Genomic DNA, 16284 nt, shown 5'->3' with positions numbered 1-16284 from the left:
GCAGGCTGCCTCATGCGTCGAGCACCCAGGTGTCCTTGGTGCCGCCGCCCTGGCTCGAATTGACCACCAGCGAGCCCTCCTGCAGCGCGACGCGGGTGAGCCCGCCGGGGACGCACGAGATGCCGTTGGCGCCCGAGAGCACGTAGGGCCTGAGGTCGACATGGCGGGGCGCGACGCCCGACGCGACGAAGGTCGGGCAGGTCGAGAGCGCCAGCGTCGGCTGGGCGATGAAGCCCTCGGGCTGGAGCTTGAGCTTCTGCCGGAAGGTCTCGATCTGGGCCTTGCTGGCATGGGGGCCGACCAGCATGCCATAGCCGCCCGAGCCGTTGACCTCCTTGACCACCAGCTTTTCGAGATTGTCGAGCACATAGGCGTTGGCCTCGGGCTCGCGGCAGCGATGGGTCGGGACGTTCTTCAGGATCGGCTCCTCGCCGGTGAAGAACTTCACGATCTCCGGCATGTAGCTGTAGACCGCCTTGTCGTCGGCGACGCCGGTGCCGACCGCATTGGCCAGCGTGACATTGCCGGCCTTGTAGGCGCCGATGATGCCGGGCACGCCGAGCACGGAATCGCCGCGGAAGACCAGGGGGTCGATGAAATCATCGTCGATGCGCCGGTAGATCACGTCGACGCGCTTCGGTCCTTGCGTCGTGCGCATGTAGACGACGTCGTCCTTGACCAAGAGGTCCGAGCCCTCGACCAGCTCGACGCCGAGCTTGTCGGCCAAAAACGAGTGCTCGTAGAAGGCCGAATTGTACTGGCCCGGCGTTAGCAGGCAGATCGTCGGGTCGGAGGAGGCGGTGCGCGGCGCGACGGAGCGCAGCGTCGCCAGCAGCTGGTCCGGATAGTTGTCGACCGGCGCGACGCGGTGGGTCGCGAACAGCTCCGGGAAGAGCCGCAGCATCACCTCGCGGTTCTCCATCATGTAGGAGACGCCGGACGGGGTGCGGGCATTGTCCTCCAGCACGTAGAAGGTGTCGGCGTCGACGCGGACGATGTCGATGCCGGCGATATGGCAGTAGATGCCGTGCGGCACCTGGAAATCGACCATCTGCAGCTGATAGCAGGCATTGCGATAGACGAGGTCGGCCGGGATGATGCCGGCCTTCAGACATTCCTTCGGGCCATAGACATCGGCGAGGAACATGTTGAGCGCGGTGACGCGCTGGCGCAGCCCCTTTTCCAGCTTGGTCCATTCCGGCTTGGTCAGAACGCGCGGGATGATGTCGAAGGGGATCAGCCGCTCGGTCGATTCGTCGTCGCCGTAGACGGCAAAGGTGATGCCGATGCGCCGGAAGAACAGCTCGGCCTGCGAGCGGCGCAGGGCCAGCACTTCCGGCGGCGCTTCCTTCAACCAGCGGTCGAGCTCGACATAGGCCGAACGCAATCCGCCATCACCCCCCGTCATCTCATCGAACGCCGGCATGCAGGCTTCTTCCCCTGTTTCAGGTAGCCTATGCGCATTCGAAGCCGTTCGGAAAGGGGCCTGTTGCCAAGCACTTTGGCGAGGCTTGCCTGTTTCTTGGGCAGGGTCCGGGAGGCGGACCCTCGATGGCCCGGCCGCATCCTCGATGCGGCCGGGCCATTTCAGTGGCTAGTCAGAGTTCGCGCAGCGCGCGTTGGCGCGAAAGCAGGGCTTGGAACGCCGGATCGCCGCTGAGCGTCCGAAGCGCCCAGAACTCCTCCAGCCATTCGGCCTCGCCTTCCCAGCCGCTCTCGATCAGAAGGCGTGCGCTCTCGAGCGCCTGTTCGTCCTCGCCGGCGAGCGCCCAGGCTCCCGCGGCATGGAAGCGGCACCAGTTGATGGCCTCGCCCGCCTTCTCGAAATGGCGTGCCAGCTCCAGGCAGTACCCTGTGTCGAGATCGCCCGGGTTTTCCGCAGGCAGGCTGCAGCTGTGAGCGACATGACGGTCCAGCTCGACCAGGCCGACCGCGGCAGCGACCGCCAGGGACCCCCGGTTCGAGGTGTGGCTGTGCCATTCGACGGCATGCAGGCCGCGTCTGACGCATTCTGCGAGCGTTGCCGAGGTCACCACGCGTCCGAGGCCCAGCCTGCGGAATTCCGGCAGGGTGCCGACCCCGACCTCGCAGCGTGTGCCGCTGACGCTGTCCGTCAGGCCGTGGCTGACGATGCGTCCATCGTGGAGCGCGCAATAGCCGACCGCGGCCTCGAAGAAGGCGTCGGGAGATCGCCAGCCTTCGACCTCGTCTTCCAGCCCTTCCAGATTGCCGGGTCTTCGGTCGAACAAGGTGCGATCGATCGGCACGAGCTCGAATCCCGCGGGCGGCAGGAACGGCTTCACCGGTGCATTCAGGGCAAGCCCCATGCGGACACGCGGGTGCCGGATCGCGAACGCGCTGCTCCACACCCGGCCGAGATGCGGAAGCCAGGGCGCCTCGACGAAGAGATAAGCCCAGTCAGGGATGATCTGCCGAAGGCCCGCCAGGGTTTGCGCGGAGCAGTCCGCATCGCCCGCCAGGAAATATGTGTCGCCATTGGCGACGAGCGCGACTTCGGGCTGCGTCTGTCGATCCAGCCACACCTTCCCGTCGATCGTTCCGTCCAGCACGGACGCGATGGCGACGTGGGTGGTGGCCAGTTCACCTAGAATAGTTTGAGCGACCGAATAGGTCTCTTGCTCGATCTCGAACATGAATATGCGATCCTTTGGCCGCAGCGCCTCGCGCCTGCGCCATTGGTGAAGACATCGAACGCGGATTGCGTTCCGTAGAAGTCCGGCTTCTGCCCGCCGGTGCACGGCACGGTGTCTTTCGCCATCTTGGTACCTCGCGTTCTGGTTCGTTTCGCCGCGGCAGATCGCCTGCGGATCGGTAGTTCATGCTGCGGGATTGCAGGTGGATTGCGCCGAGGGGCTTGTCAGGGGGAATGCCGCTTCTGGTCGCCGCTGGCCGTGCTCAGATCAGCCCGAGCCCCTTGAAGCTGGCATGGCCGTCGCGGCCGACGATGATGTGATCGTGGATGGCGATGCCGAGCGGCTTGGCGATGTCGACCAGCTCCCGGGTCATGCGCATGTCGGCGCCGGACGGTGTCGGGTCGCCGGATGGATGATTATGGACTAAAATCAAGGCCGTAGCCGAGAGTTCCAACGCCCGGCGCATCACCTCTCGCGGGTAGACCGGGGTATGGTCGACGGTGCCGGTCTGCTGCACCTCGTCGGCGATCAGAGCGTTCTTCTTGTCGAGGAAGAGGATGCGGAACTGCTCGCGCTCGGCGAAGGCCATGGCGAGCCGGCAATAGTCGATCACCGCAGACCAGGAGGACAGCACCGGCTTCTTCGCGACCTGTCCCTTCATCGCCCGCTTCAGCGCGGCCTCGACGATCTTGAGATCGAGCGCGACGCTCTCGCCGATGCCCTTGACCTCGGTCAGCCGCGAGACCGGCGCGCCGATCACCTCGGCGAAGGAGCCGAAATGCTGGATCAGTTGCTTGGCCAGAGGTTTGACGTCGCGCTGCGGGATCGAGCGGAAGAGCAGCAATTCGAGCAACTCGTAGTCGGGCAGGGCGCTGTCGCCGCCTTCGAGGAAGCGCTGGCGCAGCCGCTCACGATGGCCGAGATGGTGCGGCTCCTGATTGTCGATTTTATTGTCTTGCAGTTTTTTTGACACGTGACGCAACGTCTGGTTGGCTTTTGCCAAAGCAATACCAGAGGGCGGGCAATGGCAAGGAAGCTTCTGCTGTCGCGTCTCGTTGCGCAGGTCCAGAATGGCGAGCTCTCTCGCGAGGAGGCCAAGCGCTATTTCGTCATCGACCCTGCGGCGGGCTCGCCTTTCCTGCCGGGGCTCAAGCTGAACAGCCGGACCGTCGACACCGTCGGCCTCGCGCAATCCGCCAATGCCATAGCGACCGCGCTGGCGCGCGATATCGACATTCTCGACCCCTTGCGGGCCGCGGCCGCCGGCGCCTTCGCGCACAAGGCGACCACGCCGAAGGGCGCGGTGGCAGCCGCCGCGGCCGGCGCGACCATCCTGGCCGAGGGCGATTCATGGTTCGACCTGCCGCTGGTCTATCCACGCACCCTGGTCGACTTCCTCGGCGAAAGGCACAAGATCGTCACGCTCGCACAATGGGGCGACACGCTCGAGGACATGGTCGCGTCAGCCCAGTTCGTCGAGCCGCTGAAGACGAAGGCCTTCAAGCATTTCCTGTTCTCGGGCGGCGGCAACGACATCGTCGGCGGCGGCCGCATCCAGGACTTCGTCCGGCAATACGATGTCGGCCATCCCGCGCCGGGCGATGCGGCCTGGTACGTCAAGGACGCCTTCGTCGACGCGCTCGACCGCGTCATGGCGCTCTACCGCAAGATCGCCACGATCGTGAAACGGACCTCGCCCGCGACCAAGCTTGTGGTCCATGGCTATGCCTGCGTTCTGCCGCAGCCCAACGGCACCTGGCTCGGCAAGACCATGGGCGAGTTTCTGGGACTCGATCCCGTCCACAAGGCCGATCTCTGCCGGGCGATCGTCAAGGTCATGCTCGACGCATTCAACGTCCGGCTGAAGCAGTTCGCCAACAGCTCGAACGGCGCCATCGTCTATGTCGACCTGCGCAAGGCGGTGAAACCCGACGAATGGTATGACGAGCTGCATGCGCGCGAGGTCGCGACGAAACGGTTCGCGCGCACCTTCGAGACGACGCTGGGGCTGTAGCCGAGCGTCCGGCTAATGCGCCCGGACCGCGCTATCGCGGCGCGAGCGGGTTGTCCCGGCCGGCCGGCGAGAGCGTGAAGATCTCGCAGCCATCGTCGGTGACGCCGACCGTGTGCTCGAACTGGGCCGAGAGCGAGCGGTCGCGCGTCACGGCGGTCCAGCCATCGGAGAGCACCTTCACGCTCGCCTTGCCGAGATTGATCATCGGCTCGATGGTGAAGAGCATGCCCGGCTTGAGCTCGGCGCCTTCGCCGGGGCTGCCGTAGTGCAGGATGTTCGGCGCGTCGTGGAAAACCTCGCCGAGGCCGTGGCCGCAGAAATCGCGGACCACCGAGCAGCGCTCGCCCTCGGCATAGCGCTGGATGGCGAAGCCGATGTCGCCGGTGGTCGCGCCCGGGCGCACGGCGGCGATGCCGCGCAGCAGGCTCTCATAGGTGATCTCGATCAGCCTCTCGGCCTTGCGCGGGATGTCGCCGACGCCGAACATCCGGCTGGAATCGCCGTGCCAGCCATCGAGGATCAGCGTGTAGTCGATGTTGACGATGTCGCCTTCGCGCAAGGGCTTGTCGTCGGGAATGCCGTGGCAGACGACGTGGTTGATCGAGGTGCAGATCGACTTGGTGTAGCCGCGATAGAACAAGGTCGCCGGATAGGCGCCGTTGTCCATGGCGAACTGGAAGGCGAGGTCGTCGAGGCGCTGCGTCGTCACGCCGGGCCGGACCTCGTCGGCGAGCATGTCGAGGCCCTGCGCGACCAGGCGCCCGGCCTTGCGCATGCCGTGAAAGGCCTCGGCGCCGTGCAGCTTGATGGCGGCTTCGCGTCTCACGCGCGCGATCGATTCATCGAGGGTCATGTCGAAAGGGGCTCCTTGACACCCTTATCTATTGGGTTTGGCCGAGGGTGCAAGCTGGCGGGTCGCCGCGGTAATGCTGGCGCCGGACGGGTTTGCCGTGTACAGCGCGCCAATGGCACTCAATGACATTCAGTCGGGCGAGGAACAGCCCTACGGAACCTTTGCGCCGCAGGGGCTGGTTGCGCGGATCATCGCGCGCACCCGCCGCGCCTCCGGCTCCTTTCTCGGGCGCAAGTTCGCCTTCGCGCTGCGCCGGCTCGGCCTCCGGACCCTGAAGGGGCGGCCGGTCGACATCGAGGCGCTGGGCGCCCAGATGCGCCTCTATCCGGACGGCAATGTCTGCGAGAAGCGCGTGCTGTTCACGCCGCAATATTTCGATGCGCAGGAGCGCGAGCTGCTCGCGGCGCGGATCGGCGAGGGCTTCTGCTTCATCGATATCGGCGCCAATATCGGGGCCTATTCGCTGTTCGTCGCCGCCAGGGCAGGGCGCCGCGCCCGCATCCTCGCGGTCGAGCCGCAGCCAGAGATCTTCGCACGGCTGACCTACAACATCGCCCGCAATCCGTTCGGCACGGTCAAGGCGGTGGCCTGCGCGCTTGCCGACAAGCCGGGCGAGCTGACGCTCTTCCTCGATCCCGCCAACAAGGGGGAATCGAGCGTTCGTCTCCTGCGCTCCAGCACCTCGACCTCGGTGCGTGTGCCGGCGACGACCCTGCTCGCACTGATGCAGAGCGAAGGCTATGAGAAGCTCGATGCGATCAAGCTCGATGTCGAGGGAGCCGAGGACCTGATCCTCGAGCCGTTCCTGCGGGATGCGCCCGAGGCGCTTTGGCCCGGCTTCATCATCATCGAGGATTCGCGCGCCCGCTGGCAGGTCGATCTTCCCGCCCTGCTGGAAGCCAAGGGGTACCGCCTGCTGGCCCAGACCCGGCTCAACCTCGTCTACGAGCGCAAGGCGTCCTGATCCACCTTTCGGCGCATGGCGGTTCCGTCCCGAACGGCGCTTGAGTGGCCGGGCGCAAGGCGCTTAGCTCATGGCCGCGCAGGCGGCGCCATTCTCCGCTTCGATACTGAAGGAGTCTGCCATGAGCGCGCCATCGAACAAGGCTTTCGAGCCGCCGGTCACCGCCGCGATCCTGGTCATCGGCGACGAGATCCTGTCGGGGCGCACCAAGGACAAGAACATCGGCTACATCGCCGAGTTCCTGACCAATATCGGCATCGAGCTGCGCGAGGTTCGGGTCGTGCCGGACCTGATGGACGAAATCGTCTCGGCGCTGAACGCGATCCGCTCGCGCTACACCTATGTCTTCACCACCGGCGGAATCGGCCCGACGCATGACGACATCACGGCCGATGCCGTCGCCTGCGCCTTCGGGGTTTCGATCGACTACGATCCGCGCGCCGTCGCCATGCTGTCCGAACGGTTCCCGCCCGACCAGCTCAACGAGGCCCGGATGCGGATGACGCGCATCCCCGCCGGGGCCGACCTGATCGCCAATTCGGTGTCGAAGGCGCCGGGCTTCCGCATCGGCAATGTCCACGTCATGGCCGGGGTGCCGGCGATCATGCAGGCCATGCTCGACGTCGTCGCGCCGACCCTGAAGACCGGCGTCAAGATCCTCTCCGAGACGGTGCGCGCCGGGCTGCGCGAGGGAGATATCGGAACGCCGCTCGCGGCGATCGCCGCCGCCCATCCCGATACCACGATCGGCTCCTATCCGTTCTGGTCGGAGACCGGGCCGGACACCAATCTCGTCGTGCGCTCGCGCGATCCGGAAAAGCTGATGCAGGCTGTCGCGGCGGTACAGGCGATGGTCGAGACGGAGCGCGCCCGGCTGAAGGGCTGAACTCCCGCGAACGACGCAGGCCGGAACAGTTGCCGGTTGCGCAGGGGAATGGTCTCCCCCGTTAACGTATAAGGCGATCTTGTGTCGGCTGGCGCGCATGTTTGCGTGTTGTTTAAAGTCTTTAAAATCTGCAATTCTCTCGCTTGGTGCGCGATTGTCTTTATAGCGACCATGGCAGCGGTGCGGTGAAGTCTCGTTGTATTTTATAGTTGGTTTCGTCTCGGTTTGCGTTTGGTGTTATATTTACTTTGCATTCTGAAGTATTTGTTCGATCACGATTTGGTTATTGCGTTGATTTCCGAGTCCCTTAGCTGCCCGTAAACCGTCGTCGTCTATCCTCTATTTTCGCGGATCGGGGTCCGCGGTGCTGAATGCAAGGGGACGGGCATGCGGCTAAATCCATTCACGGGCGGCGCTTCGCGCCGCGAGCTCGAAGGTGAGATGGCGGCGCTTAGCCGCTCGATGGCGGTGATTTCATTCAAGCTGGACGGAACCATTCTCGACGCCAACGAGAACTTCCTTGCGGCGGTGGGATACACGCTGGAGCAGGTGCGCGGGCGGCACCACAGTATGTTCGTGACGAAGGAGGAGGCGGCCAGCGCCGACTACAGGGAGTTCTGGGCGAAGCTGGCGCGCGGCGAATACCAGGCCAGCCAGTTCCTGCGGGTGGCGGCCGATGGCGGCGAACTCTGGATCGAGGCAAGCTACAACCCGGTCCTCGATACCGGCGGTAGGCCGGTGAAGGTGATCAAGTTCGCGACTGTGATCACCGCGCAGAAGAACCGCGAGGCCGACATGGCCGGGCAGCTCGGGGCGATCCGCAAGGCGATGGCGGTGATCGAGTTCTCGCTCGACGGCACGATCCTCGATGCCAACGAGAATTTCCTCGCCGTCACCGGCTATTCGCTCGCCGAGATCAAGGGGCAGCATCACGGCATGTTCTGCGAGCCGGCCTATCGCAATTCGCCGGAGTATCGCGCCTTCTGGCAGAAGCTCGGCCGCGGCGAATACGATGCCGGCCAGTATCTGCGCCTTGGCAAGGGCGGCAGGGAGGTCTGGATCCAGGCGAGCTACAATCCGATCTTCGACGCCAAGGGGCAGCCGACCAAGGTGGTGAAATACGCCACCGACATCAGCGAGCAGAAGGCGGCGCGTCAGCTCGCCCAGGCGGTGGCAGAGGCACAGGCCGTGATCGGCCGGGCGAAGGACCGCGACCTGACCCAGCGCATCCCGATGGCGGGCAAGGAGGGCGAGGTCGCCGATCTCTGCAACGGCATCAACGAGCTCCTCGACAACATGGCGCAGGTGATCGGCGCCGTCGGCGGGATTTCCGGAAAGGTCGCGGCCGCCGCCGACCGGATCGCCTCTGAAAGCGTCAACCTCGCCGAGCGGACCGAGGCGCAGGCGTCGAGCCTGCAGCAGACCGCGGCGACCACCGAGGAGCTCGCGGCCTCGATCAAGACCAGCGCCGGCAATTCGCGGCAGGCGGCGGCGCTGGGCGACGAGGCCAAGACCGTGGCCTCGCGCGGCGGCGCCATCGTCGCCGATGCGGTCACGGCGATGGGCCGGATCGAGCAGGCCTCGACCGCGATCGCCGACATCATCTCGATGATCGACGAGATCTCGTTCCAGACCAATCTGCTGGCGCTCAATGCCGCCGTCGAGGCGGCCCGCGCCGGCGATGCCGGCCGGGGCTTTGCCGTGGTCGCGTCCGAAGTCCGGGCGCTGGCCAAGCGTTCGAGCGAATCCGCCAACGGGATCAAGGAGCTGATCGGCAATTCGAGCGAGCAGGTCCGCTCCGGCGTGAAGCTGGTCCAGCAGGCCGGCAAGACGCTGGAGGAGATCGTCAGCGCCGCGACCCGGGTCGCCGGTACGATCGCCGACATCTCCAGCGCCGCGGTCGAGCAGGCGAATGGCGTCGACGAGATGGCGCGGACCGTCGCCCATATGGACGAGATGACCCAGCAGAACTCGATGATGGCCGATGCGAGCTCCCGGCTCTCGCGCGAATTGCAGGGCGAGACGCAGGCGCTGGCGGCGCTGGTCGGGGCGTTCCGGCTCGGCGCGCGCAGCCCGGCCGACGAGATGGCGGCGAATCTGCGCGCCATGCTGCCGGCCGCGAAGCCCGCGGCGGCCCCGACGGCGAGGCCGCTCGCCCGCACCGCGGTGCGGGTCGGTGGCGGCGGCGCCGACGGCTGGGCGGAGTTCTAAAGGCCCGGAGCGGCCGGGTCAGCAATCCCGGCCGGCAAGGATCGCACCCCGCTGCGGCCATCGCAGCGGGGACAAGCGACCGGTTTGCTCTTGCGCGCGCCGGCCGGATGCGCTTTGCGGAAAAACCAGCCACGTTTTCCGCAGGACCGCCCCGCCATGGCCGAACCGACCAACAAGGCTTTCCCCGTTTCCTGGGACCAGTTCCATCGCGACGCCCGCGCGCTCGCCTGGCGCCTGGCCGATGCCGGCCCGTTCGAGGCGATGGTCTGCATCACCCGCGGCGGGCTCGTGCCGGCGGCGATCATCTGCCGGGAGCTTGGCCTGCGGATGATCGAGACGGTCTGCGTCGCGAGCTATCACGACTACAAGAACCAGACCGAGCTCAAGGTGATGAAGGAGATCGCGCCCTCGATCCGCGCCATCGGCGACGGCAAGGGCAAGGGCGTCCTCGTCGTCGACGACCTCACCGACACCGGCAAGACCGCCCGCGTCGTGCGCGAGATGCTGCCGAACGCGCATTTCGCCACGGTCTACGCCAAGCCGGCGGGCGTGCCGGTGGTCGACACCTTCGTCACCGAGGTCAGCCAGGACACCTGGATCTATTTCCCCTGGGATATGGCCCTGTCCTATGTCGAGCCGATCGCCAAGGGCCATAAGGGCTGAGCATTTTCAGCCCTCATCCTGAGGAGCCGCGAAGCGGCGTCTCGAAGGATGTTCCAGATGCCTGCGGAGCCTCCTTAAGCATCCTTCGAGACGCGCTCGATGAGCGCTCCTCAGGATGAGGGGGAACTGCCTCAGCCCGCGCTCGGAGCCCTGAGCGCCACGACCATGCCGGTGATGGCGATGGCCATGCCGGCGATCTCCTGCGCCGAGGCCTTCTCGCCGAGCAGGACGAAGCTGGCGATCGCGGTGACCGCCGGGACCAGCGGCAGGAACAGCGCCGCGCCGCCGGCACCGAGCGTCGCGACCGACTGGGTGTAGAGGAACAGCGCCAGCGCGCCGACCAGCACGCCCTGGTAGAAGGCCTGCAGAGCGACGGCCGAGAGCGGCACCTGCATCAGGTTGACGGGCTGCACGAGCGCGAGCAGCGGCAGCAGCAGGAGCGACAAGAGGCAGGTCGCCATGGTGACCTCGACCGCATCCGCCCCCCAGCGCCGGCAGAGCACGCCGAACACCGACCAGAGCAGCGCGATCAGCACGAAGAGCAGGTCGCCGATCCAGGCGCCCGCGCGCGTCGGCGTGTTGGACAGGGCCTCGAAGGCGAAGACCGCGATGCCGAGGACGAGCAGGCCGAGGCCGATGAGCCGGGCCTTGCCGGCGCGCTCGCCGAGCACGAACCAGGCGAGCACTGCGGTGCAGACCGGGATCAGCCCCGGCGAGATCACCGAGGAATGCAGCGCCGGCGCGAAATGGGCGCCGCCGACCAGAATCAGGCTGTAGGCCGGGCCGACCAGGCCGGTCAGCACCAGCGCCCGCTTCCAGCCGAGCCTGCCGACCGGGAAGGGCTTCAGCCGCTTCAGCGCGAAGGGCAGCATCACCAGCGAGGCCGCGAGGAAGCGCAGGATGGTGACGTCCCCGGCCGAGAGCCCGTCGGCGACCGATTGGCGCGAAACCACCGATTGCACGCCCCAGATCACGGCGCAGAGCAGGCCGCAGGCGAGGCCGAAGGCGGGCCGCGAGGTGAGGGGGATGGTCTTGGTCACGCGGCGGCTTTCGGGCGAAGAATGCCGGCTCTATGCGCGGGGGCGAGGCGGGCGGCAAGGGCGGGCAGGCGAGGGCGCTGCTCGCTGAGTGCATGGACGCAACGTCATGCGCCGCCGGCGGATGACGGGCGCGGGGAACCCTCTCCTGCAAGGAGAGGGCAGGGTGAGATGTAGGCCATTTGACCAGTGGCGCGAGCGCCGCCAGCGCGGCCGGGTTCAGGCCAATAATTCAGCTTTCGAACACCTCACCCCTGCCCCTCTCCTTCCAGGAGAGGGGGTCTGCGTCGAGGTTCCGCCGCCGTCTCACTCCACCGCCGCGACGAGCCGCTCCAGGAAACCGTCGATCGCGGCCTTGTCGATCCAGCGCAGCACGGCAACGAGGTCGTGCTGCGGGTCGATCCAGATCAGGTTGTTGCCGGCGCCCTGGGCGCTGAAGCTGCTCGCCGGCAGCTTCGGATTGGCGTTGAGCCACCAGAGGAAGCCGTAATTCGCCAGGGTCGGCGAGGGCACGAGCGACTGTTCCAGCCAGGCGGAGGGGATCAGCTCGCGCCCGTCCCAGACGCCCTTCTGCGCGACGAGCTGGCCGAAGCGGGCATGGTCGCGGGCGCTGATGAACAGACCGCCGCCCCAATGGCCGCCGCCGGGGACCGACTGCATGCGCTCACCGTCGATCTCGAGCCATGAGGTCTCGTAGCCCTCCCAGCGCCAGCCCTGCGAGGCGCCGATCGGGTCCATGATGCGCTCGCGCAGGACCTGCGGAAGCGGCCGGCCGAAGCGGCGCAGCAGCGCATAGCCGAGCGCGTTCACCCGGACGTCGTTGTACTCGTAGAGGCTGCCGGGCTCGCCGAGCTCGCGGCGCTGGCCCTTGCGGCTGTTGTCGGCGCCGACGCCGATCTGGCGGAAATGGTCGACCTGGTCGGACTTGCCGAAGATTTCGCCCTGCCATTCGCTGTTCATGTTGAGCAGATGGCGCCAGGTGATCTTCGCATTATGCGGGCTGGAGAAATGCGGCCCGTCGACGCTCTTGCCGACCGGCTCGTCGATATCCGCGATCAGCCCGTCGGCGACGGCGAGGCCGGCGAGCACCGAAAGATAGCTCTTGGCGATCGAGAAGGTCATGTCGGCGCGCTCGACATCGCCCCATTCGGCAGCGACCCTGCCGCCCTTCAGCACGATGCCGGCCGGCCCGCCGCGCGGCTCGACCGGGCCGACGATCTCGGTCCACGGCCCCTTCTCGTCCCATTCGCGATTCCCGACATAGGCGCCGTCCGGATAGAACATGCTGCGCGGCCAAGGCGATTCATGCGCCTGCGCAAAGGCGACGGCGTCCTGGAGGCGGGCGGAGGAGAGGGAGCTGGGCAAGGCGGGGACTCGGGCGAGTGGAGGGCTGGTCGGGCGGGTTTAGCATTGCTGGTGGGGGGCGTCTTCGACACTTGACCTATGCCGCATGACTGTTTCTTTACACTTGGATAAATATTTTCTCTATTTTATCAAGTATTAATAAGTGGTCTTGGGTTCGGAGTGGCGCTGACGAGAAGTATAAATTTGATGAAAATGGATGATTTGCTCGCCTTTCAAACCTAAAAGGATTTGGGCCGCCGGCTGTTGGGTCGACTCTGAAATCAAATCCGCCGAATCGAAAGTTGCGATCATTGTCTCTATATGATTTCATCATACTGGAGAGCGTGTTTGTAATTTCGTTGAATCCGCTCAGGCGAGATTGAAGGTCAACGTTGCTCTCCAGTTCAAGATGGCTGTTAAACATGCGTGGGTAAGATAGGCTTTCGTGAAATGAAAGGCCTAGTGCCGATGGTGTCCATGAGATTAAATCATCTATAAAATCTTCGCAGTCTTTAGTTGTGCTTGCGGATTCTACCGTAATTCCGTTATTGTATATCTTTAGTTGATCTATTACTATTCTATTATCAAAATATCCATGTAGAAAAGATATTCCTTTCTCAAGTATAAATTCTTCTGCCTTGGCTGGTACTTCTATGAATCCGTATCTTCCTTCAAGAGCTCTCACTAGGTGCTTGCCATAAACGGCGAGCTGACTGGCTGTTCTGATTTCACCAAAGCGGATCGTCTGAGCCCATAGAGTTTTAGAAATTTTCATTGGCCTAGCGCTCCCAGCCTGGGTCTGCGTTCGGTGATGGATTGCGGTGCAAGCTCAGAAATGCCGGCGAGGTGCGAATGAGGCTCGCCTTGGTGCGTTGCCCACCGAGGGAGCGTGTCATTTCGCCTATTTCGGTCAAGAACTGGCAGGGCTGCCATTTCGAGTTCCTCGCCAGCGATCCCAAGTAGTAAATCACTTGCGGTGGCAAGTCTCCAATTCCCTGGCGATGAGAAAAGTCTTGTAACGATCTCAGGCTTTCGTCCGATCCGTCGAGCCAACTCAGCTCTCGTCAAGCCCTCTTCTTTTGCTTTGGTTTCGAAGCGCGACATGACAAAATCATAAAGGCGCGCCTGGAGCCGTGACTGAAAATAGGCAAGCTTTTCTGGTGGGATCGGCTTGCCGTCGCGAATCTCAGATAGGAATGAAGTTGTCCGAGACGTAGTCATGATGGTCAACTCCGTGGTGTGGCGGATAGGTATGAAACAGCGCTCGCCAGCGGGCTTTGCAGTCAGCGATTGCATCGCGAAAAGCTTTAGAGGATCGGTCTGCTAAAGGCGGTCGATCGAGCCATGGGATGGCTCTCGACCGAGGCCAGCACGTTAACGCGATAAACACATCTTGCTCGGCAAACCGGCCAAATATGCGTAGCGCGGGCGAGCGGACAGCCCGGAAGTCCCACACCTCGTCACTTGGTCTGTCCAGTCTGCCGAACTCCGCGTCAGCTGCTTTGAATGGTGTCAAGCAGATCGCTATTCGATCCCCCCTGACAAAACGCTCCAGTTCCGCCTGCAGAACGAGCGCTCGCGCGCGGCATGCAGGGCTATCGTCGAGGCCGTTCAAGATAGCCCGAACTTCCTCCGATACATACATGTGTCGCCTGACAGGGTCGCTATCGAGCATGGGGTGCAAGAGCGAAAGCCTGCCCTCGCTGACGCGGTGATTGATTTCATCGCGTATTGACATATAAGTCAAACATGGTCGGTTGGCCAGACTTGCGACAAGATGTCCAGTCTATGTGCGGTCTGGAAATGCGCAACCGCTGGTTGTCCGAATCGGAAGTTGGCCGATGGTAGCCGGCATGGATGCGCTAACTCGCGAGCCAACATCGGTCTATCGACCGGCGACCGTACCGCCTGATGGGCATCGCTTTGGCGCTCGTGAAGCATAATCAGACGTGCGGTGTATCTCGGCCTCTCACTCCTCCATCATCGTCTCGACGAACGTCGCAGGGTCCGCGCAGAACTCGCGCATGATCCGGAAATGCTGGGTCTGTTCGATCGTCACGGGATCGAGCCCGTATTTGGTCAGGCCGAGCAGGCGGGCGCCGGGATAGGCCATCAGGATCGGGGCGTGGGTCGCCATGATCACCTGGCACTGGCCGAGCCGGTCCATGCGGCGCAGCAGTTTCAGGAACTCGATCTGGCGGGCCGGGGAGAGGGCCGATTCCGGCTCGTCGAAGATGAAAATGCCGCGGCGCTGGCAGCGCTCCTCGAAGAAGCGCAAAAAACCCTCGCCATGCGAATGGGAGAGGAAATCGGGCGGTGCATGGCCGGAGGTGCGGGCCGCATGGTCGAGATAGCGCGCCACCGAGAAGAAGCTCTCGGCCCGGAAGAACCAGCCATCGGTGACCTTGGGCAGCCAACTCGCCTTCAGTGCGCCCGCGAGCCGGCCGCCCATCGCCTCGACGGCTTCGGTATGGTCGACCGGGCGATAGCCCTTGCCGCCGCCGGCCTCGTCATAGCCGGCAAGCGCCGCGATGCCTTCGAGCAGCGTCGATTTCCCCGTGCCGTTCTCGCCGACGATGATGGTGATCGCCCGGTCGAAGGACAGCGCGAAGTCCTCGCGCAGGAAGGGCAGGCACCAGGGATAGGCCTCCGGCTCCGGCACCGCGGCGCGGTCGAGCCAGATGCGCCGGAGATAGGGCGCGGGCAGGCGGGGCGGGCTGCTTCGTTTCATGGGGGCTCGGGCGTGGGCAGTCGGTGGGTTGTCCTTCGTGATGCAACCCGGGTCATCCCGGACAAGCCGCGAAGCGGCGCCGATCCGGGATCCATGCCTGGGCCTTTCCGCAGGAGGTTCGGGCATGGGTCCCGGGTCTCCCTGCGGTCGCCCGGGACGAGCGGCGGTCCTTGCTCAATCATGCCTTGCGCAAGCGTGAGCCTTGTCGGTACGCGATGCGCCCGGCCGGCTCCCGCTCGTCGCAGCCGTCAGGAACAGGCTCCGGCCGCGACCACCTTCGGCAGCAGGAAGCTGGCGAAGGTGGTGTGGCCCTCGGCGCTGAAATGCAGGCCGTCCGGCAACTGATCGGCGCGGGCGAGCTGGCCGGGGCGATCGAGCATCACCAGGGCGATCTTGCGGTCGGACAGAGTGCGCTCGATCTGCGCGATCGCATTGGCCCGGTCCGGGCCGCTGTCGTTGCCGCCGGGCTGCAGGATCACGACCCTGGTCTGCTTGGTCAGCAGCTTCGGCAGGCGAGCCGCCATGCCGGCGGGCGTGTCGCCGGCGACACCGGCATTGACGACGCGGACCTTGCAGCCCTGCTGGCTCAGCATCGACTGGAGCTGCGCCGGATAGGCCTGGGAGCGTTCGACGCCGCCATGGCCCGCTCCCTTGCCGCGCCCCAGCGTATTGCTGGCGCCGAGCGCGACGATGTCGGAAGCGAGCGTCGATGTGGGGAGGAGAGCCAAGAACAGGCAGAGGGCATAGGCGCGCAAGTTGCGGTCCTTTACTGTAATTGCCACGATGTTCGCACCAAATTCCGGGGGCTGCAATAGGCAGTCACAAGCATTCGCCTGTCGTCGTGCCGCGTTCTGCATGGTGCCGTGCCGCATGGTGGCTGGGAAGCGAGATCTCCTTCGCATCCGGGCGAGCTCGCTTTCCGACGGT

14 protein-coding genes are annotated in these 16284 nt (G+C 64.9%); 5 read left to right on the top strand and 9 right to left on the bottom strand.

Features of this window, described 5'->3' with window-relative positions; all coding sequences use genetic code 11:
• Window positions 1-10: 10 nt before the first annotated feature.
• The 3 genes from AC1REK_RS05245 to radC all read right to left on the bottom strand — a co-directional run bounded on the left by AC1REK_RS05245 (window position 11) and on the right by radC (window position 3627).
• Window positions 11-1426, bottom strand: a complete 1416-nt coding sequence (locus AC1REK_RS05245) for a circularly permuted type 2 ATP-grasp protein (RefSeq protein WP_492270430.1) — start codon at window positions 1424-1426, stop codon at window positions 11-13.
• Window positions 1427-1598: 172 nt separating this feature from the next.
• Window positions 1599-2654, bottom strand: coding sequence for a GNAT family N-acetyltransferase (locus AC1REK_RS05240; RefSeq protein WP_492270431.1), 1056 nt, complete (start codon window positions 2652-2654; stop codon window positions 1599-1601).
• Window positions 2655-2916: 262 nt separating this feature from the next.
• Window positions 2917-3627, bottom strand: coding sequence for a RadC family protein (radC, locus tag AC1REK_RS05235; protein ID WP_492270432.1), 711 nt, complete (start codon window positions 3625-3627; stop codon window positions 2917-2919).
• A gap of 51 nt (window positions 3628-3678) precedes the next feature.
• Between radC and AC1REK_RS05230 the strand changes: the two genes are divergently transcribed.
• Window positions 3679-4668, top strand: a complete 990-nt coding sequence (locus AC1REK_RS05230) for a hypothetical protein (RefSeq protein ID WP_492270433.1) — start codon at window positions 3679-3681, stop codon at window positions 4666-4668.
• Between the two features lie 31 nt (window positions 4669-4699).
• On the opposite strand, the gene map is transcribed toward AC1REK_RS05230, so the two are convergent.
• Entirely contained in the window at window positions 4700-5521 is an 822-nt protein-coding gene (gene map / locus AC1REK_RS05225; protein WP_316017011.1) for a type I methionyl aminopeptidase, read from the bottom strand.
• 112 nt (window positions 5522-5633) lie between these two features.
• Between map and AC1REK_RS05220 the strand changes: the two genes are divergently transcribed.
• From AC1REK_RS05220 to gpt, 4 genes are all read left to right on the top strand, one after another.
• Window positions 5634-6485, top strand: coding sequence for an FkbM family methyltransferase (locus tag AC1REK_RS05220; RefSeq protein ID WP_492270434.1), 852 nt, complete (start codon window positions 5634-5636; stop codon window positions 6483-6485).
• A gap of 121 nt (window positions 6486-6606) precedes the next feature.
• Window positions 6607-7371, top strand: a complete 765-nt coding sequence (locus AC1REK_RS05215; RefSeq protein WP_327524764.1) for a competence/damage-inducible protein A — start codon at window positions 6607-6609, stop codon at window positions 7369-7371.
• A 387-nt stretch (window positions 7372-7758) separates the two neighbouring features.
• The gene (locus AC1REK_RS05210) at window positions 7759-9582 is read left to right on the top strand and encodes a methyl-accepting chemotaxis protein (RefSeq protein ID WP_492273783.1); all 1824 of its coding nucleotides are present in this window, start codon (window positions 7759-7761) and stop codon (window positions 9580-9582) included.
• A gap of 156 nt (window positions 9583-9738) precedes the next feature.
• The gene (gene gpt, locus AC1REK_RS05205) at window positions 9739-10245 is read left to right on the top strand and encodes a xanthine phosphoribosyltransferase (RefSeq protein WP_316017007.1); all 507 of its coding nucleotides are present in this window, start codon (window positions 9739-9741) and stop codon (window positions 10243-10245) included.
• A 131-nt stretch (window positions 10246-10376) separates the two neighbouring features.
• Here the strand turns inward: gpt and AC1REK_RS05200 are convergent, their stop codons facing one another.
• The 5 genes from AC1REK_RS05200 to AC1REK_RS05180 all read right to left on the bottom strand — a co-directional run bounded on the left by AC1REK_RS05200 (window position 10377) and on the right by AC1REK_RS05180 (window position 16112).
• Complete coding sequence (locus AC1REK_RS05200) at window positions 10377-11285, bottom strand: DMT family transporter (protein WP_492270435.1); 909 nt, start codon at window positions 11283-11285, stop codon at window positions 10377-10379.
• Between the two features lie 303 nt (window positions 11286-11588).
• Window positions 11589-12647: a serine hydrolase domain-containing protein gene (locus AC1REK_RS05195; RefSeq protein ID WP_492270436.1), complete on the bottom strand. Its 1059-nt coding sequence runs from the start codon at window positions 12645-12647 to the stop codon at window positions 11589-11591.
• A gap of 97 nt (window positions 12648-12744) precedes the next feature.
• Window positions 12745-13401, bottom strand: coding sequence for a hypothetical protein (locus AC1REK_RS05190; protein ID WP_492270437.1), 657 nt, complete (start codon window positions 13399-13401; stop codon window positions 12745-12747).
• Between the two features lie 1194 nt (window positions 13402-14595).
• Window positions 14596-15357, bottom strand: coding sequence for an AAA family ATPase (locus tag AC1REK_RS05185; RefSeq protein WP_492270438.1), 762 nt, complete (start codon window positions 15355-15357; stop codon window positions 14596-14598).
• A 248-nt stretch (window positions 15358-15605) separates the two neighbouring features.
• Window positions 15606-16112 carry a GDSL-type esterase/lipase family protein gene (locus AC1REK_RS05180; protein WP_492270439.1) on the bottom strand — a complete coding sequence of 169 codons (507 nt, stop codon included), beginning with the start codon at window positions 16110-16112 and terminating at the stop codon, window positions 15606-15608.
• Between the last annotated feature and the right edge of the window lie 172 nt (window positions 16113-16284).

Source organism: Allobosea sp. GW823-FHT02B03 (assembly GCF_058797755.1).
This window is presented reverse-complemented; position numbering and strand designations above follow the sequence as displayed.

Bases quoted from the DNA above. Each gene is read 5' to 3' on its own strand.
- AC1REK_RS05210 (WP_492273783.1), top strand. From the start codon at position 7,759: ATGCGGCTAAATCCATTCACGGGCGGCGCTTCGCGCCGCGAGCTCGAA.
- AC1REK_RS05185 (WP_492270438.1), bottom strand. From the start codon at position 15,357: ATGAAACGAAGCAGCCCGCCCCGCCTGCCCGCGCCCTATCTCCGGCGC.
- gpt (WP_316017007.1), top strand. From the start codon at position 9,739: ATGGCCGAACCGACCAACAAGGCTTTCCCCGTTTCCTGGGACCAGTTC.
- AC1REK_RS05215 (WP_327524764.1), top strand. From the start codon at position 6,607: ATGAGCGCGCCATCGAACAAGGCTTTCGAGCCGCCGGTCACCGCCGCG.
- AC1REK_RS05240 (WP_492270431.1), bottom strand. From the start codon at position 2,654: ATGTTCGAGATCGAGCAAGAGACCTATTCGGTCGCTCAAACTATTCTA.
- map (WP_316017011.1), bottom strand. From the start codon at position 5,521: ATGACCCTCGATGAATCGATCGCGCGCGTGAGACGCGAAGCCGCCATC.
- AC1REK_RS05220 (WP_492270434.1), top strand. From the start codon at position 5,634: ATGGCACTCAATGACATTCAGTCGGGCGAGGAACAGCCCTACGGAACC.
- AC1REK_RS05230 (WP_492270433.1), top strand. From the start codon at position 3,679: ATGGCAAGGAAGCTTCTGCTGTCGCGTCTCGTTGCGCAGGTCCAGAAT.
- AC1REK_RS05245 (WP_492270430.1), bottom strand. From the start codon at position 1,426: ATGCCGGCGTTCGATGAGATGACGGGGGGTGATGGCGGATTGCGTTCG.
- AC1REK_RS05190 (WP_492270437.1), bottom strand. From the start codon at position 13,401: ATGAAAATTTCTAAAACTCTATGGGCTCAGACGATCCGCTTTGGTGAA.